Annotated in this window: 17 protein-coding genes and 1 tRNA gene; 10 read left to right on the top strand and 8 right to left on the bottom strand. The window is 45.7% G+C overall.

Translation table 11 applies throughout. The annotated features are described in order from the left end of the window. Window positions 1-15: 15 nt before the first annotated feature. From AB1S55_RS10415 to AB1S55_RS10435, 5 genes are all read right to left on the bottom strand, one after another. Entirely contained in the window at window positions 16-2,832 is a 2,817-nt protein-coding gene (locus AB1S55_RS10415; protein WP_370978021.1) for a valine--tRNA ligase, read from the bottom strand. A gap of 258 nt (window positions 2,833-3,090) precedes the next feature. After that, on the bottom strand, window positions 3,091-5,547 hold the full coding sequence (locus AB1S55_RS10420; protein WP_370978023.1) for a DUF349 domain-containing protein: 2,457 nt from the start codon (window positions 5,545-5,547) through the stop codon (window positions 3,091-3,093). A gap of 106 nt (window positions 5,548-5,653) precedes the next feature. After that, window positions 5,654-6,433 (bottom strand): hypothetical protein, encoded by a 780-nt coding sequence (locus AB1S55_RS10425; protein WP_370978025.1) that lies wholly within the window; start codon window positions 6,431-6,433, stop codon window positions 5,654-5,656. A gap of 54 nt (window positions 6,434-6,487) precedes the next feature. Further along, complete coding sequence (locus AB1S55_RS10430) at window positions 6,488-6,928, bottom strand: DNA polymerase III subunit chi (protein ID WP_370978027.1); 441 nt, start codon at window positions 6,926-6,928, stop codon at window positions 6,488-6,490. A 5-nt stretch (window positions 6,929-6,933) separates the two neighbouring features. Further along, window positions 6,934-8,406 (bottom strand): leucyl aminopeptidase, encoded by a 1,473-nt coding sequence (locus AB1S55_RS10435; RefSeq protein WP_370978029.1) that lies wholly within the window; start codon window positions 8,404-8,406, stop codon window positions 6,934-6,936. A 181-nt stretch (window positions 8,407-8,587) separates the two neighbouring features. On the opposite strand from AB1S55_RS10435, the gene lptF reads away from it, so the two are divergent. After that, window positions 8,588-9,700, top strand: a complete 1,113-nt coding sequence (gene lptF / locus AB1S55_RS10440; RefSeq protein WP_370978031.1) for an LPS export ABC transporter permease LptF — start codon at window positions 8,588-8,590, stop codon at window positions 9,698-9,700. Further along, entirely contained in the window at window positions 9,697-10,758 is a 1,062-nt protein-coding gene (gene lptG / locus AB1S55_RS10445; protein ID WP_370978033.1) for an LPS export ABC transporter permease LptG, read from the top strand. Before lptF ends, lptG begins: the two co-directional genes overlap by 4 nt. 13 nt (window positions 10,759-10,771) lie before the next feature. On the opposite strand, the gene AB1S55_RS10450 is transcribed toward lptG, so the two are convergent. From AB1S55_RS10450 to AB1S55_RS10460, 3 genes are all read right to left on the bottom strand, one after another. Then, complete coding sequence (locus AB1S55_RS10450; protein ID WP_370978035.1) at window positions 10,772-11,245, bottom strand: RDD family protein; 474 nt, start codon at window positions 11,243-11,245, stop codon at window positions 10,772-10,774. A gap of 149 nt (window positions 11,246-11,394) precedes the next feature. Beyond that, a complete protein-coding gene (locus AB1S55_RS10455; protein ID WP_370978036.1) occupies window positions 11,395-11,871 on the bottom strand; it encodes a hypothetical protein in 477 nt (158 codons plus the stop codon). A gap of 384 nt (window positions 11,872-12,255) precedes the next feature. Further along, window positions 12,256-13,053 carry a DUF3108 domain-containing protein gene (locus AB1S55_RS10460; protein ID WP_370978038.1) on the bottom strand — a complete coding sequence of 266 codons (798 nt, stop codon included), beginning with the start codon at window positions 13,051-13,053 and terminating at the stop codon, window positions 12,256-12,258. Between the two features lie 159 nt (window positions 13,054-13,212). Between AB1S55_RS10460 and AB1S55_RS10465 the strand changes: the two genes are divergently transcribed. The 8 genes from AB1S55_RS10465 (at window position 13,213) to AB1S55_RS10500 (ending at window position 21,259) form a co-directional block, all read left to right on the top strand. Continuing rightward, a complete protein-coding gene (locus AB1S55_RS10465; protein ID WP_370978040.1) occupies window positions 13,213-14,046 on the top strand; it encodes a M23 family metallopeptidase in 834 nt (277 codons plus the stop codon). A gap of 98 nt (window positions 14,047-14,144) precedes the next feature. Then, the gene (locus AB1S55_RS10470) at window positions 14,145-14,339 is read left to right on the top strand and encodes a Trm112 family protein (protein ID WP_370978042.1); all 195 of its coding nucleotides are present in this window, start codon (window positions 14,145-14,147) and stop codon (window positions 14,337-14,339) included. Between the two features lie 25 nt (window positions 14,340-14,364). Then, window positions 14,365-14,721, top strand: coding sequence for a histidine triad nucleotide-binding protein (locus tag AB1S55_RS10475; protein WP_370978043.1), 357 nt, complete (start codon window positions 14,365-14,367; stop codon window positions 14,719-14,721). A 35-nt stretch (window positions 14,722-14,756) separates the two neighbouring features. Further along, window positions 14,757-17,351, top strand: a complete 2,595-nt coding sequence (gene alaS / locus AB1S55_RS10480) for an alanine--tRNA ligase (protein ID WP_370978045.1) — start codon at window positions 14,757-14,759, stop codon at window positions 17,349-17,351. A gap of 143 nt (window positions 17,352-17,494) precedes the next feature. After that, a complete protein-coding gene (locus AB1S55_RS10485; RefSeq protein WP_370978047.1) occupies window positions 17,495-18,730 on the top strand; it encodes an aspartate kinase in 1,236 nt (411 codons plus the stop codon). 169 nt (window positions 18,731-18,899) lie between these two features. Then, window positions 18,900-19,097, top strand: coding sequence for a carbon storage regulator CsrA (csrA, locus tag AB1S55_RS10490; RefSeq protein WP_370978048.1), 198 nt, complete (start codon window positions 18,900-18,902; stop codon window positions 19,095-19,097). A 168-nt stretch (window positions 19,098-19,265) separates the two neighbouring features. Beyond that, window positions 19,266-19,353: transfer RNA gene (locus AB1S55_RS10495), tRNA-Ser, on the top strand. Window positions 19,354-19,849: 496 nt separating this feature from the next. Beyond that, window positions 19,850-21,259, top strand: coding sequence for an undecaprenyl-phosphate glucose phosphotransferase (locus AB1S55_RS10500; protein WP_370978050.1), 1,410 nt, complete (start codon window positions 19,850-19,852; stop codon window positions 21,257-21,259). Window positions 21,260-21,305: the final 46 nt, after the last annotated feature.

Below are 21,305 nucleotides of genomic sequence, written 5' to 3' on the forward strand. Positions count from 1 at the left end.
ATGCTTGTATCTAGCTTAGAGGCTAGCAATTTTCTCTTTCTGTTCGCTTAATTTCGCAAAAGCAGCTTCGGTTTCGGCTAAGCGGTCTTTCTCTTTTTGAACCACCTCAGCAGGTGCATTATCCACAAACTTAGCATTACTCAGTTTGCCTTTTAGGGCACCGAGATTTTTCTCAAGCTTAGCTAATTCTTTATCAAGGCGAGCAAGCTCGGCATCTTTATCAATTAACCCAGCTAGTGGTACCTGAATCTCAAGATCACCGACTAGGGCGGTGGCAGAAAGAGGCGCTTCTTGTCCTGCGTTTAACCAAGTGATGGACTCCAGTGACGCCAGCTTACTCAAGAATTGTTTGTTCTCGTTTAAGCGGCGCTGATCGTCGTCCGAGCCGTTATTGAAATAAATAGCAAGCTGCTTAGAAGGGCTCACGTTCATTTCACCGCGAATACCACGAATACCTATAATGACACTTTGTAGCCATTCAACGTCATCGATGGCTTGTGTATCCACCTTGCTGGTATCGGGTTCGGGGTAGGCGGCAAGCATTAAGGTCTCGCCTTCAACACCAGCAAGAGGCTTCACGCGCTGCCAAATTTCCTCAGTGATAAATGGCATCATTGGGTGGGCAAGACGTAAAATAGTTTCTAGTACACGCACTAGAGTTTGACGTGTACCACGTTGAACCGCTTCACTGGCATCTTCATTCCAAAGTACAGGTTTAGTTAGCTCAAGGTACCAGTCGCAGTAATCTTTCCAAATGAAGTCATAGAGTGCTTGGCTGGCTAGGTCTAAACGGTAGCTGGAAAAACCGTCAATCACAGCTTGCTCTGCTTGTTGTAGACGAGCAACGATCCAGCGATCAGCCAGACTTAATTCAACGTCACCACCGTTTTGACCACAGTCTTTATCTTCGGTGTTCATAAACACGTAGTTTGATGCATTCCACAGCTTGTTACAGAAGTTGCGAAAGCCCTCAATACGGCCTACATCGAAATTAATATCGCGTCCAGTTGAGGCTAGTGAGTAGTAGGTGTAACGCAGCGCATCGGTACCGTAAGGTGCAATACCTTCGGGAAACTCTTTGCGTGTTTGTTTTTCGATTTTTGTTTTTAGCTTAGGTACCTGCATACCTGCGGTACGTTTTTGCACCAAGGTTTCAAGGTCAATACCGTCAATCAAATCAATGGGGTCGAGTACATTGCCTTTTGATTTTGACATTTTCTGGCCGTGGCTATCTCGCACAAGGCCGTGAACATAAACGGTTTTAAACGGAACTTCTTTCTTGAAATAGAGGGTGAGCATAATCATACGCGCAACCCAGAAGAAGATGATGTCAAACCCTGTCACTAGCACCGAACTAGGGTGGAAAGTTTTTAATAAATCAGTATCTTCTGGCCAGCCCAAGGTGCCAAAGGTCCAAAGGCCTGAGCTAAACCAAGTATCAAGTACATCGTCGTCTTGTTTAAGGATAGCGTCGTCGGCGATCTTGTGTTTCGTTCGTACATCGGCTTCGGAGCGACCAACGTAAACCTTGCCATCTTCGTCATACCAAGCAGGAATACGGTGTCCCCACCAAAGTTGACGGCTAATACACCAGTCTTGAATATCGCGCATCCACGAGAAGTACATGTTTTCGTACTGTTTGGGAACAAAATCGATATCACCGCCGTCCACTGCCTTGATGGCTTCATCGGCTAATGGTTGGGTTTTTACATACCACTGGTTGGTTAGGTAAGGTTCAATGACCACACCACTGCGATCGCCGCGTGGGACTTTGAGTTTGTGATCGTCTATTTTTTCTAATAAACCGAGTGCTTCAAGATCGGCCACCACCTTTTTACGTGCTTCAAAACGATCTAGCCCTTGAAACTCTTCAGGGACCTGTTTGTTCATGGTGGCATCGTCAGTGAAGACGTTAATCATCGGCAGCTTGTGACGTTGACCGACTTCATAGTCGTTAAAATCATGAGCGGGGGTGATCTTGACGCAACCGGTACCAAATTCAGCATCAACGTAATCATCCGCAATAATAGGGATCTCACGGTCGGTCAGTGGCAATTTAATAAATTTACCAACAAGGTCTTTATAGCGCTCATCGTTGGGGTTTACAGCAACCGCGGTATCACCCAGCATGGTTTCAGGGCGGGTGGTGGCGACAATTATGTAGTCTACACCAGCCACTCCCGGCTTCCCGCCTTCCGTGGCACTGGTACTTCCTTGTACGGCGTCCGCCAACGGGTAGCGGAAGTGCCACATATGGCCATTTTCTTCTTCGCTGATCACTTCTAAATCAGAAATAGCGGTGTGCAGTTTTGGATCCCAGTTTACCAAGCGTTTACCACGGTAAATCAGATCGTCTTCATAGAGTCGAATAAAGACTTCTTGCACCGCTTCGTAAAAACCGTCATCCATGGTGAAGCGCTCACGGCTCCAGTCAGGAGATGCACCTAAGCGACGAAGCTGTCGGCAAATATTACCGCCGCTTTCTTCTTTCCATTCCCAAATGCGATCGATGAATTTCTCTCGGCCCAGCTCATGCTTATTTGTGCCTTCGGCATCCAGTAGGCGCTCAACCACCATTTGCGTTGCAATACCCGCGTGGTCGGTACCGACTTGCCACAGTGTGTTGCAACCTTTCATGCGGTGGTAGCGGATCAGCGCATCCATAATACTTTCTTGAAAGCCGTGACCCATGTGTAGGCTGCCGGTGACATTCGGCGGTGGGATCATAATGCTATAAGGGTCGCCTTTACCGCTAGGGGCAAAGTAGTTTTTGGCTTCCCAGTCTTGATACCACTTGGTTTCAATTGAGGCGGGCTGGTAGGTCTTATCCATCGTATGCTGACTTTTCGCTAAGTTAATTCGCTAAGATTGGTAGCTGTGACGTGAAAGGCACGTCGCAAGCGCTAAAAACGAAAAATTATAACACGGGCAAATCAGGAAGTGCTGGGCAAATGATATGCGATTGCCATTAATAAAACCGCTTAAACTAAGGTGGATGCCGCTCTTAGAGGGGCTCGGGCTCAGATCGTATTCTCAAACTTGCAGGTGCCGAATTACTCAAGCACCTGCATTCATAGCTTGGTTTTGTTTTTAGCCCTGAGGCGTCGCTAGGTTTTGCCAAGCGCCTAAGAAGCGTTCTTGTAGGGTATTTAGCTGCGCTTGGTCGAGCAGAGGGGTCGTTAGCCAGTGATTAGCCAGTTGCTCTGCATCTGGTAAAGCGCCGCGACTGCCTTGCTGTAACTGTTGCATCTGAAACTCCATACGCAAGCTTTTGTCTTCTTCTGGGCTATCAATGCCTGCGAGAACCTCGGCTTGTATGCACAATAAACGCAATGCTTTATCGCTAGAGTCTTGGTTTAAATCGCTATTATTTAGCCACTTTTGCAGGCTTTTTTGGCTGCTCTTAGGCAGGTTTTGCTCTTCACTTAGTTGCTGTTTAATGGCATCCAGTGCTGAGCTGTCTTGGCTAAGTGCGGCATCGTTAGCGGCAAGCTTTAATTCAAAAATACGTTGCCAGCGCTGCTGTTGTTTGTTTTCTTTGTTTTTACTGAGTTTGTTGTCTATTTGGCTGATAACTTTATCGAATTTGCCTATTAATTGGCGGCTACTGCGCTCGTCTAGGCCTTCGATGGCGTGAAGTTGTTGCTGCAGTTCTTCAAGCTCTGTGTGCTTTTTATTGAGTTCATCTGCCTCTAGATTTAGGTGGTTTTGAGCCTGTTCTAAGATGCTTTCAGCCTGCTGTTTAGCTTGTTGTTCGCTTGCCTTTTGCTCGTCGCGGGCGTTATTGCGACGCTCAAAAACAGAGTCACAAAGTTGGCGGAACTCTTTCCAAAGGCGTTGTTCTTCACGGCGCTCACAGCGGCCAATGTCCTTCCACTGTTTTTGCAATTTAATGGCGATATCAACAGCGTGCTGTAGCTCTGGGTGCTCTACAACGGGTTTTAAGCTATTAATTAATTGCTGTTTGGCTTCTTTATTGGCTTGCCACCAAGCTTGAACCTTGGCTTCGATAGCATTAAGCGCGCTTGTTGTTTCTTCTTGTAGGCTTTTTTGTAATTTGCGCGGTAGCGGGCGAAGCTCTCGTTCGGTTCGGCGCGCGTTGTTGAGTAGGGACTCAACATCAGTCCAATTGGCTTTGTCCCAATTGTATTGTTGGTGGTAGTCGCTGAGTTGTTGGCATAGCTCTTTAAGCGCTTTAGCGTTGTTTTCTCGCTGCTGATCGAGCTTGTCGTAATGTTCTTTACATACTTCGTAAGCTTTATCCGCGGCGCCTTTAAACTGTTCCCACAGCTCTTGATACTGGCCGTCGCTGCCTTTGCTAAGCAGTTTCCATTCGTCTTGCAGTTGCTTTATTTTCTCTGCTTGCGCCTCCGCATTTAATGGGGATTCAGCGAGCTTTTTAATCTTCTCTACCAGCGCTTCTAGTTTTGGCAGGCTGGCATAGCTATGCCAATCAGCGAGTTTTTGCACGGCTTCGTTACTGCTGTCTACTTGCTTCTGAATATAGGCTGAAAGATCGCCAAAGCGCTCTTTAAGTGCTTCTATTTCACGTTCAGCTTGATGGCGCATTGCTACGGCACGCTTTAATTGACCGTTGCGAGCTGCACTTGCGGCCTTACGTAAACTGATTAGCAGTTTGTCTTCGTCGGCTCTTTTGGCTTTTTGTTGCTCCTTTTCTGCTTTCGCTTTTTCGGCTTTTTCTTTGGCTAAGGCCAACTCTTCTGCTGTAGGGCTTGGGGCGGGAGCGTCTTCTTTCGTTTCTGTGTTATTGGTTTCTTGTGTTTGAGCGTCGTTGGCGGCTGTGTCTACCGCTTCCTTTTTTTCTTCATCGGTAGCGCCTTGTTTTTGTTGGGCTTCTAATTGCGCTTGCTCACAGATGCCTTGGCAATGCTTAAATTGTTCGTCAACGCGTTGTTGCTCTTGTTCACTTAATGTTGTTTTTAGGCGCGTTTGCTTGCGTTTTAAACGCTCAAACTGTGCAATAAAGTCTGCGCCAAAGGCTCTTTGGGTATGAGCTTCAACTTCATTTAAAAATTGATTTTTTTCTTGTTCGGCTTGTTCTTGTTCTTGGCGCTCAGCTTTGATGAGATCGATTTTGTCTCTTACTATGCGCAGGTGAGTTTTATCGTGCCCACGTAATTGTTTTTCGAGTTTGCGTAGCTCGCCTTCATTATTAATAAGTTCGATCAGCAAGGCGCGCTGAGGGCCTGATTGCGCTGCACACAAGTCAGCATATTCACCCGAGTCAATCGATTGAAGATAGCTGTTGGTCGTATCGGGGCTTTCACAATAGGACAAGATAGCAAGGATATCTGTCCTTGTTGTGAGTGTTGCCTCTAGCGTTGTGAGCTCAAGCTTTTGTTGGTCTACTAGCTTTGCTAGGTGGCAGCGAATGTTCTTTTGCTCTGCTGAGCTTTGGCTGCTGAGTTGCAACTGCTCTTGAATGCTTTGTTGTTGCCATTGGATTACAGCAGTTTTAGCTTCGCTAACTGGCGTATTCGTTGTTTTATTTTTCTTTTGGCCAAACAGTTTTGCTAGTAAATTCATCGTCGCTTAATTAGAGGTCAAATTGTGATGCTCGAAGCATACTTTTTCTTGTGCCGCATTCCAATAGTGGAGGGCAGATTAGCTCGGCTTACTTGTAGCTAGCATGCTAGCTGTTGATTTCGTTGTGTTTGAGTTTTTCGATAAGTAGCTCACGTAGGCGGCGCTCAATGACCGGCATGAATTCTGATATAGCCTGTTCTATCAAGGCGTCATTGTCAGTGCTGCTAGCTGCGGCTTTGCTTTCAGTTGATTCTGTTGTTGCAAGGGTGGGGCTGCTTTCTATGCTTGTTTCGAACTTGTTTATCGGCTCTTCTATTGTTGGCTGTAAGCGAGGATGGCCCTGTATTTCGTTGATGATTTCTTTGTGCTTACCTAAGCGCTCTCGTATGTGAGGTGGTAAAAACGGGTTGTCACTGCTTTGTGCGGCAGGCAAGGCCTTTTGATTTTTGCGATTTTTTTTACGCGCGAGCTTTTTTTGGCGACGGCTTTGTGCGCGTGTTTGCTGCTTCGTATCTTGAGGGTCTGAGTGCGCTAGAGAGCCACTTTCTTTGTCGGTTTGAAGGAGCTCGTCATCAAATAGTGATGTTTGCCTTTGCAGATCACCGTCTTCCTCGCGAGCGCTAATGATGGCGTTGTCTGTATTCGCAGTGAAACCCTCGAGCTCCTCTTCATCGTCAAGAATAAAATCAGGTTCGAGTTCAGTATTGTTGCTCTCTGCGTTGTCTGTTTTTATTGTTGTGCCGCCTTTCTTTTCCAGAATCTCACTATCGGCCACGGAGGTGAGGATCGGAATATCATCATCGCTAAGCTCATCATTTAAGAAGCTTCTAATGGATTCCAATTCTTGAAGTAGGTTTTCTTTGGTTGCTGGTTTATCTTGGCTCATTGCAGGTGTGCTGTCCGTGGGCTTTGTGCAAGTTGTACAGTGTTATAGAGAATACTAGTGGTTTAGTTTGTTGGTCTCAATCGGATAACCGCGCTCACGGAAGAAGCTATAGTGTTTACGCGAGGCTTGTAGTAGCTCTTGTTGCTGATTGATGACTTGGGCAAAACGTTCAAATCGAGCAAACCAAGGCGGGAGTTCGTTGGCTAGATTGACCAGTACGTCGTGGTGAAGTTCACAATCTTGACCACTACTAATCGCTATAGGCAGCTCGTGTAATTCATCGTCAAGCTCGCCGCCTATAATTGCGTGAGGAAGATAGGCTTCGGGTTTAAAGCTCCATAATAAATCATCAAGCTGCTCGGCTGTTTCGGCGTCATTAACGTGGATTAAGACACGCTTGCCTTGGTTGACTGCTTTTTCTACAAGTTTGCAGCAAAAGAGCAGGCGCTGCTGCTCTTGCTCTGAACTTAAAACATAAAAACTAATTCGGGTCATTGCTCTTAAGCGTGCTTGAGTAAGTAGGTCAGTAATAATTCAACAGGACGGCCGCTGGCGCCTTTTTGTGCACCGCTGTTCCAAGCAGTACCCGCAATATCAAGGTGGGCCCAAGGGTAGGCCTTGGCGAACTTTTCTAAGAAACAGGCTGCTGTAACACTGCCGGCCTCACGACCACCGATATTCGCCAAGTCAGCAAAGTTGCTCTTTAATTGCTTGCTGTATTCTTCCCATAAAGGCATCTGCCAAGCTCGGTCGCCGCTTTCTATGCCTGCCTCTAGAAGTTTGTCGGCAAGCTCTTGCTGATTGGCGTAAAGACCACTTGCGTGGCTGCCTAGAGCAATGACACAGGCTCCTGTGAGTGTGGCTATGTCGATTACTGCTTTAGGTTTAAAGCGCTCAGCATAGGTCAGTGCATCACAAAGTACTAAGCGACCTTCAGCGTCTGTATTTAATACTTCAATGGTTTGCCCACTCATCGAGGTGACCACATCACCAGGTTTGCTGGCGTTGCCTGCAGGCATGTTCTCGGCAGCAGCAATAATACCTACGACATTAACCTTGGCATTCATGTCGCTAAGTGCCTTGATGCAGCCAAATACAGAGGCTGCACCACACATGTCGTATTTCATTTCGTCCATGCCCGCACCAGGTTTTAAGCTAATGCCGCCGGTGTCAAAAGTGATGCCTTTGCCGACAAGAACCGTTGGTTTGCCGGTGCTTTTACCTTTGTATTCAAAAATAATAAAGCGTGGCTCTTCGCTACTTGCTTTTGCGACAGAGAGAAACGAGCCCATTTTTAAGCGCTCTATGGCTTTTAGGCCAAGCACCTTTACGCTCAACTTGCTATTTTCACCCGCTAAGCTTTTGGCTTTGTCACCTAAAATGGCTGGGGTGCAGTAGTTGCCAGGAAGATTGCCAAGCTCACGGCATAAGTTTTGACCAGATGCGATTGCTTGGCCTTGCTTTAAGCCTTGGCGAAACACTTTAATTTGTTTTGCATCGGTGGCGTTGATGACAATGCGCTTAAGCTGGGTTGACGCCGCTTTTTTGCTTAAGGTGCTGTCGTAGCGATAATGTGAGTAATCAAAAGCCTGGCTAAGAGCATTGGCAAACGCTAAAGCGCCACCCAAGGCCTCAACAAGCTCATTATCTGCAAAAATATGCAGCTCTTTATGCGATTCAGCGGTAAGGCTTTTGGCAAGCGTTTTTAGCTGTTGGCGTATAGCTAAGGCGCCTTTGTCTTCTAGTAACACTAAATGGAGGTGCTGTAATTCTGGGCCTTGTTTAAGGCTCAGAGAGTGCAACTTACTAGTCGTTAGTGCTTTTTGTTTAAGTCGTTCAGAAAAATAACCTTGGCAAAGCTGGTCTAGTTTTTTAGCCTCGGCATGCAGTTTATTGCCAAGGTTAAGAACTAAAGAGGCGGCTTGTTTTTGTGAGCCGATGTCTACACTTTTGCTGCTGTAAATAAAACTCATAGGTATTCTCGCTGGTTCAGTCGCGCGCAGAATAGCACAGAGCCCCGCATGTGGGGCAACTTGGCCTGTATTGTGTGCCGTCTGAGCTCGTTTGTGTTTATTTTCGAAATCGTTGGCTTTCGTCTAGACAGGCTCTAAAATGGCGCACGCCTCACCGTCAGAAGGCTTTAGGATCTAAACCTTGATTATATTTCGTTATCTCGCCAAAGAAGTGCTGGCTTCGATGTTTGCCGTCAGTTTGGTTTTGTTGCTGATCATTATCAGTGCACGTTTTGTTAGCTATTTGGCTGAGGCTGCGGCGGGTGGCATTGATGCAGGTGTTTTATTAACACTTATGGCCTTTCGTTTACCTGCGTATTTGGAATTGATCCTTCCTCTTGGTTTGTTTATTGGCATTATGATGGCCTATGGCCGCTTGCACATGGACAGTGAAATGACGGTGCTATCAGCGTGTGGTGTGTCAGAGAATCGCCTGCTGACTTACACCTTGATTACATCTTTTGCTGTAGCTTTACTTGTCGCGATTTTTAGTTTGGTGCTTGGCCCCGAAGGGGTTAGGGCTTCGGAGACCTTATTAGCCGAGCAGCGCAGCCGTACCGATTTTGAAACCTTAAAACCTGCTCGCTTTCATGAGTTGGATGCTGGGCGTGGAGTGAGTTATGCAGGTTCGATCAGTGATGACAAACAGCGTCTTGGGCAAGTGTTTATCGCCCAGCTAGCAAAAGAAGGTGGCGATGATGTGCCCACGATTTTAATGGCTGAGTCCGGTGAAACATTGGTTGATGTTGAAAAAGGGCGCAAATATTTACTGTTAAAAAATGGCCGCCGTTATGTTGGTCGCCCAGGTGACGGTAACTACGAAGTGGTTGCATTTGAACAATATGCTCAGCGCTTGCCTGATCAAGACTTTAATGTGAAGGCTAAAAAGGCCAGTGATGCGATGACAACAGCTGCCTTGTGGCGTAGTGATAATGCGCAAGCGAAGGCGGCTCTGCATTGGCGCTTAAGTTTGCCTGTGTTAGTTATGGTCATTGCTATTATGGCGGTGCCTTTGAGTCGAACTCAGCCGCGTAAAGGCCGCTATGGCAAGCTGGTGCCCGCTATTTTGCTGTATATGATTTACCTTGTGGCTGTGAATGCAGCTCGAGGCATGACTGAAAAAGCCAATGAGCCTACGGTTGTTGTGCTTTGGCTTGTGCATGCTGCTTTTTTAGCTTTAGGTTTGTTGATGTTCTTCTGGCCTCGTCTGCGTTTATCTTTAAAGTCTCCTAAGCACAGGGAGGCGCAAGTATGAAGCAGTTAAGTCGTTATGTTGGTGGGATTGTATTTGCCTCAACGGCCGCCGTTCTTTTTGTGATTCTGTCTTTAGATTTGGTGTCTGATCTTATTGATCAGTTGGGCAATTTAAAGGGGGATTACACATTATTAGAGGCGGTTATTTATGTGCTGCTTTATGTGCCCTCCAGTTGTTATGACTACATTCCTTTATCTGCCTTAGTGGGCTGTCTTATTGGTCTGGGGATGCTCGCCAACTCCAGTGAGTTAACCGTGATGCGCGCTGCCGGTATCAGTATTACCCAAATTGTTTGGGTTGTATTTAAACCGGTTTTATTACTTGTTGCCTTTGGTACGGTTCTGGGAGAGTTTGTTGCACCTTATAGTGATCAATATGCAGATAGCCGGCGTGCCTTAGCTCAAGGCCACAGCAAGGCTTTGCAAAGTGAAAAGGGCTTGTGGAGTAAAGAGGGTAATGAGTATATCCACATTAATGCGGTGCTTCCTAATGGTAAGCTCTTTGGTATTACCCGTTTTCGTTTTGATGAGCAGGGGCGTTTATTGGAGTCTAGTTTTGCCGATACGGCAATTCACCAAGGCGATCACTGGTTTGAGCAGGATACTACTGTCAGTCGTTTTCAGGCTGATCAAGTCGAAACGGACTTGTTGCAGACACGTGTTTGGCGTAGTGAGTTGAGCCCTTCTTTATTGAATGTATTAGTGCTCGAGCCTGATGAGCTACCTATGAAGCGCTTATATGATTATGGTCGTTATCTAGATAAGCAAAATGTCGACTCGAGTAGCTATAAACTCGCTTTTTGGCAAAAGGCTTTACAGCCGATGGCAACATTAAGCCTTGTGGTTATTGCGATCTCTTTTATTCTAGGGCCCTTACGACAAGTGACTATGGGGTTTAGGGTGTTTGTCGGTGTATTGGTAGGGCTGATCTTTCAGACCTCACAAAAACTGCTTGGCCCAACGTCGATCATTATGGGGTTTTCTCCGGTCTATGCGGTGCTTGTACCCATCCTTTTCTGTTTTATTTTTGGTTGGATCTTGCTAAAGCGAGCTGAATAAGGTCGCTATTTCTCTAGCTGCCTTTGGGTAACTGCAGTATATGGCTCTGGCTGACAATATCATGAAGACAGCGTTTTTTCGGGTCGATTAAGGCCCACCACCATCCCAGGCCTAAGCAGGCGAGTCCGACAATGGCTACCAAGGCTCTTAGGGCGCAGCGAGCTATGCTTAGTGGTTTATTGTTTGTGGAGACCAGCTTTAAGCGCCAAGCTTTCATTGCAACGGTTTGGCCGACTCGCAGCCAAAAGAAACAATAAAAGGCAAACAGGCTTAGCCCCCAACCTATTTGCACGCTCAAACCTTGAGCATTGGGTTGGAAATCCTTTGCCTCTTGCCCTAATAACAAACTAAATACAGCGGTTGCTAAAGCAAAATAAAGCAAGCTTACGGCAGCGAGTATCAAGCTATCATAAAGTGTTGCCATTAAGCGCTTCCACAGTGATGCCGGTGGGTAGTCTGTCGTCTTTGGGGGGGAGGTGCTGCTCATATTGTGCTCTTATGTGTTGGGAGCGCCATAGTAAAAAAACTGAGAGAAGAAGAGAATGACTTATTTAGTTTTACTCGAACTTAACTGCTTGGCAGGGGCAGGGCTCTCGTAAATAAGCTGCCTGAGGGCTTAAGGGGTCAAGTAAGGCGTTAGTCGAAGTGGTAGCTAAATTTAAGAACGGCCTTATTGCTGCTCAAGTTTAAAGCGTAATTATCTAAATTTAGAAGCGCAGGGCGGGTTTTGATTCTAGCTTGTTCTTCGGTTGTTCTCGGACTTCGTTTGTAAAGCTTTGGCACGAGGTTTTGTAAGCCAAGCTTCAGCACTTCTCTTGCCGCTTGCATTCCATCCATACGGCCTGCGCGATAGCTGCAGAGCCAAGAGCGTTGGGCTTGTATTTGAGCTGGGCTCATGGTGCTTTCACGTACTGCTTGCGCGCTTAAATAGAGTGTTTCATCATCCATTAAGTGCGTTGGCATAAGTTCCGTTGCATTGCGGTAGTGTTGGCTTTCTGGGTTACTGAAATTGATGTTGAATGCATGGCTAGCACAGCTTAGGCAAATAGACATTACAAAGCCTGCAAAGTGAAGCGGGCGAGTGAATACTTTTTTGTCTAGGTGCTGGCTCATAAACATCACAACCTCTGTTATTGGAAAGTATGATGTATCTTGCGCCAACTTTCCGCTCTAAAAAAGTGTGTTACTTAGAATCGTTTTTTATGTTGCTTGTGTCTGTTTGAGGGAACGAGCGCACAGTTTTGAGAGGGGGGCGATTAGGCCTTGTGTCTATGTTTTGTTCTGCGTTAGCGGTTGCTAACTGTTGTGCACCAGGGGCCTGCTGAAATACAGTCTTTTAAGTCCTTGAGGAGTAAGCATCAGCTGCTTATCGCTATTTGGTCTAGAAATTTGTGGCGTTTATTTCACCGTTTTTGCTTTTATCAGCACATATGCTTTCCCTTAGCTTGGCCCCTAAATTGTGACTGCCAGCTTAACGCTGGCAGTGTGGTTGCTATTTTACTCAATAGCTTGGTAAAACTCCTTCATCGCTGTGTTGTCACCTTGATAGTCCTTCAGTTTGATGGTGTGACTCGAACCATCTTCTTCAGTGTGAACAATTTTTACAATTTGGTAGTTGAGTTTGGGTGCCAGTAAGATAAGCGTCTGTTTTTTATCGTCTTTGTTTATACGCTCTACCTGAATGGCTTCTAGCTCTTGGTTTTTGAGCTCATAGCTTGTCAGGCCCGTTTGGTGAAATTCAAGCGTTTTTACCTTGCTGTCTTTAACAAACTCTAATTCAAAGTGCTTTTTCCCTTGGGCGACCTCTTGTTGTAGCTTTAGTTGATAAAGAGAGGGGTCTAAAGTGCCAAGCTTAATATCAAAGTCTTTGTTTTTCTGAGGTTTGTCGTCTCGTCGGTAGTAGGCTTTGTTTGCTTGCCAGTCGAAACGAATGCGTTGTTTGCTGCCTTTACCAAAGATGCTGCGCTCGTAGTTGTAATGCTGTGCGATTAGTTGCTTGTTGGTCAGTGTAAAGCGACTTAACTCATTGATTTTACCTAGGAAATTACTTGCATTGGCACTAAGAGCATAACCCTTAGCGTCTTTTTTAAGGCTGCGAACCATGCCTATCTTCATGCCACTGTGACGGCCCTCGTAACTTGCGGTAAACAAGGTCTTTTCGTTGTTTGAGTCGGCACTTGCGCTTGTGCTTAGTAGAGTTAGAAAGAAAGCCGCAATACCAAGGGTAAGCAAGAACCTTACTGGAGGGCTTTGCTTCAAGAGGGGCTGGCTTATAAATAATGTGGCTTTGCTCATGGTTATACTTTTTATCCTGTATCCGAGATAAGGCTTTGCTTATTTTCTTTGATCGGCAAAAATGGAGCACTAGTTTAGCACTCAGTTTTTCTGTAGCTGAACATCTTTACTTGTTTAGTCTGTGACCTTCCCTGCCTTATATTGTTCAAGAGGTTTATTTTGAATCGTTTGTTTTCTTCTTTTATGTTGCTACTTACTTGTGGTTTTGCGTTGTCTGCCGGTGCTCTTGATATTCACTTTGATCAAGATTTACAGCAGGGTGCCCTGTTAACAGGTAAGACGGATGCAGTGAAGTTGAGCGTGTTAGGGCGAACACTAAAGCCTGATGCTAAAGGGCAGTTCGTTTTTGGTCTTGGGCGTGATGCAGAGCCGCAATTGGAAGTGACCTTAGTAGGAGCGAATGGCGAGTCAGAGCTTAAGCGCTTTACTGTGCTACAGCGCCAATATGACTTGCAAGAGGTTAATGGGGTTGCGAAGAAATACGTGAGCCCGCCTAAGGAAGTAAGTGCTCGAATTAGCGAGGATGCCGCCGAGGTGCGCAAAGCCCGAGAATTAGATAGGCCCGAGGTAGTTGCCTATCAGCAGGGCTTTAAGTGGCCTGCTCAGGGGCGCATAAGTGGGGTATATGGCAGTCAGCGCGTATTTAATGGTGTGCCTAAACGCCCGCATTATGGGCTTGATATCGCAGCACCAACGGGGACGCCCGTATTTGCACCCGTTGATGGCTTGGTGAGTTTGGCGCACAAAGATATGTACTACTCCGGTGGCACCTTAATTTTGGATCACGGCCGTGGTGTGTCATCGACTTTTATTCACTTGAGTCAACTTCACGTCAAGCTAGGCGAGGAGGTTAAACAGGGGCAGTTGATCGGTGAGATTGGCGCAACAGGGCGAGTGACAGGCCCTCATTTAGATTGGCGTATTAACTGGTTTGATCAGCGCTTAGATCCTGCCTTGTTATTACCAAGTGCTAAGCCAGAACCGCTACCATAACTCTTATTGGTAGCTGGAGGCCCATTTGGCTTTGGCGCTATTAGTCTTAGGCCTCGTGAGCGTGTACAATCCCGCTTTTTATTTGTCCGAGAATACAAATGATCGATAAAAGTTTGCTCAGTATCCTTGTTTGTCCGGTTACCAAAGCTCCTGTTGAGTTGGACACAGATAGAGCCGAGTTAGTTTGTGTAGCTAGTGGTCTCGCGTATCCCATTCGCGACGGTATTCCGGTGATGCTCGAGTCCGAAGCGAGGGTTTTGAGTGATGACGAAAAAGACAAATACAAGCACTAAGTTCTAAAAGAACACGGAGAGCCTTATGTCTGCTGAAGTGACGATCTTTACACGAATTATGGCCGGTGAGATACCTGCTGACATTGTTTATGAAGACGATGATTGTATTTGTATTAACGATATTCAGCCTCAGGCGCCTACACATGTACTGATTATTCCTCGCAAGCCGATTCCTCGTTTGGTCGATGCCAGCGCAGAAGATAAAGTCTTGTTAGGTTCGCTAATGCTAAAAGTGGGTGATATCGCCCGTACGCTTGGTGTTGGTGATGCCTTTCGTGTGTGTATCAATAATGGTGAGCAAGCTGGGCAAACGGTTTTTCACCTCCATATTCATTTGTTAGCAGGAAAGGCCTTTACAGAAGGCTCCCTGTCTATGCAATAGATCCCTATATCTAACTACGGTAGTAAGCGAAGAAAATGAAAAGTGCTGAGATTCGCCAGGCTTTCCTGGATTTTTTCAAATCTCAAGGCCATCAAGTGGTCCCAAGCTCCTCTTTGGTGCCTGGTAATGACCCGACCTTGTTATTTACCAATGCGGGCATGGTCCAATTTAAGGATGTCTTCCTTGGCGATGACAAGCGCAATTACACTCGTGCTACCAGTTCGCAGCGCTGTGTGCGTGCAGGTGGCAAGCACAATGACCTAGAAAACGTAGGTTATACCGCGCGTCACCACACCTTTTTTGAAATGTTGGGTAACTTTAGTTTTGGTGACTACTTTAAGCGTGATGCGATCAAATTTGCGTGGAAATTTTTAACTGAAGTTATGCAGTTGCCTGAAGAGCGCTTATGGGTGACGGTGCACATCAGTGATGATGAAGCTGCTGATATTTGGATTAAAGAAATGGGCGTAAGCCCCGAGCGTTTTTCTCGTTTAGATGAAGATAACTTCTGGCAAATGGGCGATACCGGCCCTTGTGGTCCTAGCTCTGAAATATTCTATGATCACGGTGCCGATGTGCCGGGTGGACCTCCTGGATCTGAAAATGATGACTTAGATCGTTATATTGAAATTTGGAACTTGGTGTTTATGCAGTTTGAGCGCCAGGCAAGTGGCGAGCTTATTCCTTTACCTAAGCCTTCTGTTGATACGGGCATGGGCTTAGAGCGAATTGCGGCTGTGCTTCAAGGAGTACACAGCAACTACGAGATTGACTTGTTTCAGGCTTTGTTAAAAAGCGCGGCAGGTATTGTTGGTTGTCACGATCTTGAAGAAAAATCTTTGCGAGTGATTGCAGATCATATTCGCTCTTGCTCCTTTCTAATCTGTGATGATGTATTACCGTCCAATGAAGGTCGCGGTTATGTTTTGCGTCGAATTATTCGTCGCGCTGTTCGTCACGGTAATAAGTTGGGCCAAAAGGACGTGTTCTTTTACAAGTTGGTTGGCGCTTTGGTCGAGCAGATGGGCGAGGCGTATCCAGAGCTGCGCGCATCTCAAGCTCAAATTGAGAAAGTATTAAAAGCTGAAGAAGAGCAGTTTGCCAAAACACTGGATAAAGGCATGTTGGTCTTAGATGCCAAGCTCAAAGGGCTTGAGGGCAAGGTAATTGCTGGTGATGTGGTTTTCACACTCTATGATACTTATGGTTTCCCTGTTGATCTGACAAATGATATCGCACGTGAGCGCGGTCTTGAGTTGGATATGGATGGCTACCAAAAACTTATGCAGGAGCAAAAGCAGAAGTCGAAGGAAGCGGGTGCCTTTAAGGTTGATTACACTGCGAATCTGGCTATTGAAGGTCAGACCGAATTCTCAGGCTACAGTGAACTTGACTCTAAAGCCGATATTACAGGCTTATTTAAAGGTTCGGATGCTGTTGAGCTAATTGAAGCCGGTGATGACGCAGTTATCGTTTTGCAGCAGACGCCTTTTTATGCAGAGTCAGGCGGGCAGGTTGGTGATGCTGGTTTTATTAGCACCGGTTCAGCTCGTTTTGAAGTGCTTGATTGTCAAAAGAGCGGTAATAACCACTTACATATTGGCCGTGTGGTCGAAGGCGTTATTAAGCTAGGTGAACAAGTTCAAACTCAGGTTGATGCTTCTGTACGCTATTCGACTGAGCGCAATCACAGTGCTACGCATCTATTACATGCCGCTTTACGTAAGGTGCTGGGCGAGCATGTTAGCCAGAAAGGGTCTTTAAATAACTCCGAGCGTCTTCGTTTTGACTTTAGCCATTTTGAAGCGGTTAAGCCTGAAGAGTTAGTTTTGATCTCGGACATGGTTAATGCACAAATCCGTGCCAATACGCCTGTAGAAACATCAGTTTGTGACATGGATGAAGCCAAAGCTAAAGGCGCAATGGCATTATTTGGCGAGAAATACGGTGATGAAGTTCGTGTGCTTAGCATGGGCGAAGAGGCGTTTTCTGTTGAGCTTTGTGGCGGTACTCATGTTGACCGCACTGGCGACATTGGCTATTTCCATTTGGTTTCTGAAAGTGGTATTGCTTCAGGGGTTCGTCGTATTGAAGCTGTTACGGGTGAGCAAGCCCTAAATGAGGTGAAAAAGCTGCAAGCAACCACGTCCTTGGTTGCGGCAAAGCTGAAAGCATCAAACGATAAAATTGTTGAAAAGCTCGATGTATTGCTTGCGCAAAATAAAGCATCGGAGAAAGAGCTTGCTGCTTTAAAAGCAAAACTGGCTTCAGCATCTGCTGATCAGTGGTTGGCTGAAGCGATTGAGGTCAAAGGAGTTAAGTTATTGGTCAAAACCCTTGAGGGGGCCGATAACAAGTCTTTGCGTGAAACAGTTGATAAGCTAAAAGACAAGCTAGGTTGTGCTGCAGTACTGCTTGCTGGAGTGAATGGCGATAAAATTGCATTGGTTGCTGGCGTCAGTAAAGACGCAACTGACCGCATCAAGGCTGGTGATCTGGTGAAGCAGGTTGCTGCTCAGGTTGGTGGTAAAGGCGGTGGTCGCCCTGATATGGCTCAAGGTGGCGGTACGGATGTACAGGCTCTACCTGCGGCGATGGCAAGTGTTGCTAAGTGGTTTGAGGCTCTTTAATTAATATATTGGCGCGTTTCCTTACTGATACGCGCTTTTACTTAACTTTAGCCTGTATATCGTGTTTAATTGGCGCCCGTTTCTACAGCACTGGCTGTAAACAGGGTAATTAAGCCCGAAATGCATTGCGGATTTACATACTGATGAGTTTGATTGTTCAGAAGTTCGGCGGTACCTCTGTCGGAACAATAGAAAAAATTCAGAACGTAGCCAAAAAAGTGGCTGGTTTTAGAGACCAAGGTCATGACGTGGTGGTGGCTGTTTCAGCGATGAGCGGCGAAACCAATCGTTTGATCGGCATGGCAAATGAAATGCAGGATCAGCCTGATCCTCGCGAAATGGATGTGCTTGTTTCTACTGGGGAACAGGTTACCATCGCTTTGCTATGTATGGCTCTTAAAAACATTGGCTATGACGCACGTTCTTATACCGGTGGGCAGGTAAGTATTGTTACTGATAGCTCGCATACTAAAGCGCGCATCCAAGAGATCGATGACAAGAAAATCCATGACGACCTCGATGCAGGTCGTGTTGTGGTGGTTGCAGGTTTCCAGGGTGTTGATGAGAGTGGCAATATCACCACCCTCGGTCGCGGTGGTTCAGATACAACAGGCGTCGCTTTGGCGGCGGCTTTGGGCGCTGATGAGTGTCAGATTTATACCGATGTAGACGGTGTTTATACGACGGATCCGCGAGTGGTTGCTCGAGCTCAGCGCTTAGAACAAATTACTTTTGAAGAAATGCTCGAAATGGCGAGCTTGGGATCTAAAGTACTGCAAATACGGGCGGTTGAATTCGCTGGTAAGTACAAGGTTCCATTACGCGTACTCTCTACCTTTAAAGAGGGGCCGGGTACGTTGATCACTTTAGATGAGGAAGATTCGACTATGGAGCAACCTGTTGTTTCCGGTATAGCATTTAATCGCGATGAGGCAAAAGTATCCGTTTTGGGTGTGCCTGAGGCTCCAGGTGTTGCGGCGCAGATCCTTTCGGCTGTGGGTGATGCGAATATCGAGATCGATGTGATTGTGCAGAATACCTCTGCCGATAAGAAAACAAACGATCTAACATTTACTGTTAATCGTACAGAGCTTAGTAAGGCTCAAGCTATTGTTGAAAAGATTGCTGCTGACCTGAACGCCGCTTCTGTTGACGTGGATGACAGTATTACAAAGGTTAGTGTTGTGGGTGTAGGTATGCGCTCTCATGCCGGTGTTGCTTCTAAGATGTTTAAAGCATTGGCTGACGAGGGCATTAACATTCAGATGATCAGCACTTCTGAAATCAAGATCTCTGTCATTATTGATGAGCGTTATCTTGAGTTGGCTGTGCGAGCTCTTCACACAAGCTTTGGTCTTGATAAAGAAGCTGAGGCTTAATGTTAAATCGGTGCGGTTGGAGATCCTATCTAGACCGTGCTACAACTTAATAAACCTTTGCAGTAAAGGCTTTTCTTTGCTGCAGTCATAGGCGCGAAAGTGCCAGCTTATAGGCTCGGTACATATGAGTACTAGACGCCTTTATGGAACGGAATAAAAGGGGCTACAGATGTTAATTCTGACTCGCAGGATTGGTGAAACGTTGATGGTTGGTGATGATGTTACTGTCACTGTTTTAGGTGTTAAAGGTAACCAAGTTCGTATTGGTGTTAATGCACCAAAAGAAATTGCAGTACATCGCGAAGAAATTTATCAGCGTATTCAGGCTGAAAAACAGTCAGGTAATACTGACGGTGGCAATTCTTAAGTTCAAATTGTTTTGATCTTAACCCTTCTGTTCATGTTTTAGTCGCGCTTTTTAGGCGTGACTTTTGTAGTAAATAAAAAACTTTAAATTCCTCGTTTTACTCGTTGAAATTTTAATTTTTGCTGCTATTATGCGTGACCCTCTGAGACGCTAATGTCTTAGATTTGTGGAGAGGTGGCCGAGTGGCCGAAGGCGCGCCCCTGCTAAGGGCGTATATCGCAAGGTATCGAGGGTTCGAATCCCTCCCTCTCCGCCATTATTCAAAAACAAAAAAACCGCCTAATAGGCGGTTTTTTTGTTTTTGCTCGTTAATTTCAAATTAAAGCTTCTGTTGTGTCTATGTGGTCTATGTCATATAGGCTGTTGTAGTGTTTCTAGTAGACCGTCGTTTGACTTCTTAGTGCTCTTAGGCTTTTGCTTCTCTTGGCTTTGTAAAGTAGGGCATCTTCCTTGCATACATTTATTCTTAAGGTATTTGCTAGAGATGTTGGTGCAAAGCGCAAGGGTTTGTGGTTTGCAATATTAATGTAAGCCTGAGCCTATAGATTGGCGTCGCTTGCTTGAATGCAAAGGGGTACAATGAATACCTTAATCTCAAGATTCTTTTTTGTGATAGAGTTCGCGCTTTTGGGGTCTTGCGTTGATTGTTAGATAAACAGTTTTCTCTTTCTGGTCGTGAAGGGCTGTATTACTGGCAATCAGAATTGGTTTCTCAGTGTAAGTTTAATTTATTTGTAGTAAGGGATTGGTGCATGACAAGCCATTTTGTTGATAACAGCAGAAATCCATTTTCACTTTTCTTTCGGGTTATCGATTTTTGTATTATTCAATTCTCCATACTTCTCTGTGCGTATTTATATGATGGGCGTTATGCAGAGGCTTATAACATTATTGCTCTTGTCGCGAACTGTAGTTTTTTATTAATTGCAGAGACGCTTAGGATTTACCGAAGTTGGCGCACGGGTTATGCCAGCCGGTTGGCTCTATATACGGCGGTTAGTTGGATTTTTGCCTGTTTCTTGGTTGTGCTTTTTATCTTTTTTTCAAAAGTCGCTGATGAACTCTCTCGGGTTGTTGTTGGTTATTGGTTGCTGTTGGCTCTTATGTTGTTGGTTACTTGGCGTATGGGATTTCGTGCGGTGTTGTTTTGGCGCAGAAAAAATGGCCGTAGCTGTAAGCGAGTAGCTATCTTTGGGGTGACTAAATTAGGCAATCGTTTAGCTCAGCAGATTTTTGAGCACCCAGAAACAGGGTTTAGATTGCAAGCTGTTTATGATGATAGAGCTTCTGATCGTTCCGAGGAGGCTTATGTTGAGGCTTATACGTCATTAATGAAGGGCAATGTTGAGCAAGGCTTAGAGGATATTCGTCGAGGTGATTATGATGTGGTCTACGTGGCTTTGCCTTTGAGGGCTCAGGAGCGTATTGATGCCTTGTTGCGTGCTTTGGGGGATACAACAGCGGATGTGCATCTTGTTCCCGACTTCTTTACTTATAACTTGGTGAATTCTAGCTTGAGTCATGTTGGCTCTATTCAGACTGTGAGCGTGTATCAATCCCCTTTGAGCGGGCCTTTGATTGCGATGAAGCGTTTAGAGGATATAGTCGGCTCTTTATTAATTCTCTCTCTAATTGCAGTGCCGATGCTGATCATTGCTGCTCTTGTTAAGCTGGATTCAAAAGGACCGGTTATTTTCAAGCAAAAGCGCTACGGCATAGACGGTAAAAAAATTGAAGTTTATAAATTCCGCTCAATGACAGCTATGGATAATGGTGCTGTTGTTCAGCAGGCTACCAAGGGTGATAAGCGGATTACTAAGTTGGGTGGTTTTTTGCGGCGTACCTCGTTAGATGAGTTGCCTCAGTTTATTAACGTATTGCAAGGGCGTATGTCCATCGTTGGTCCGAGACCTCATGCTGTTGCGCATAATGAGGAGTATCGTAAAAAAATCGACTTTTATATGCTGCGTCATAAGGTTAAGCCTGGGATTACTGGTTGGGCTCAAATTAATGGTTGGCGTGGTGAAACAGATACACTTGATAAGATGGAAAAACGTATCAAGTTTGATATCGACTATATCCGTAATTGGTCTTTAATCTTTGATATTAAAATTATCTTCTTAACGGTGTTTAAAGGCTTTATGGGCAAGGATGTGTACTAAGTCGCTTGTCTTTCTTTGGTTTTGCTATATTGAAAGGATCATAACA

The sequence above is a fragment of the Agaribacterium sp. ZY112 genome (assembly GCF_041346925.1).
Classification (GTDB): domain Bacteria; phylum Pseudomonadota; class Gammaproteobacteria; order Pseudomonadales; family Cellvibrionaceae; genus Agaribacterium.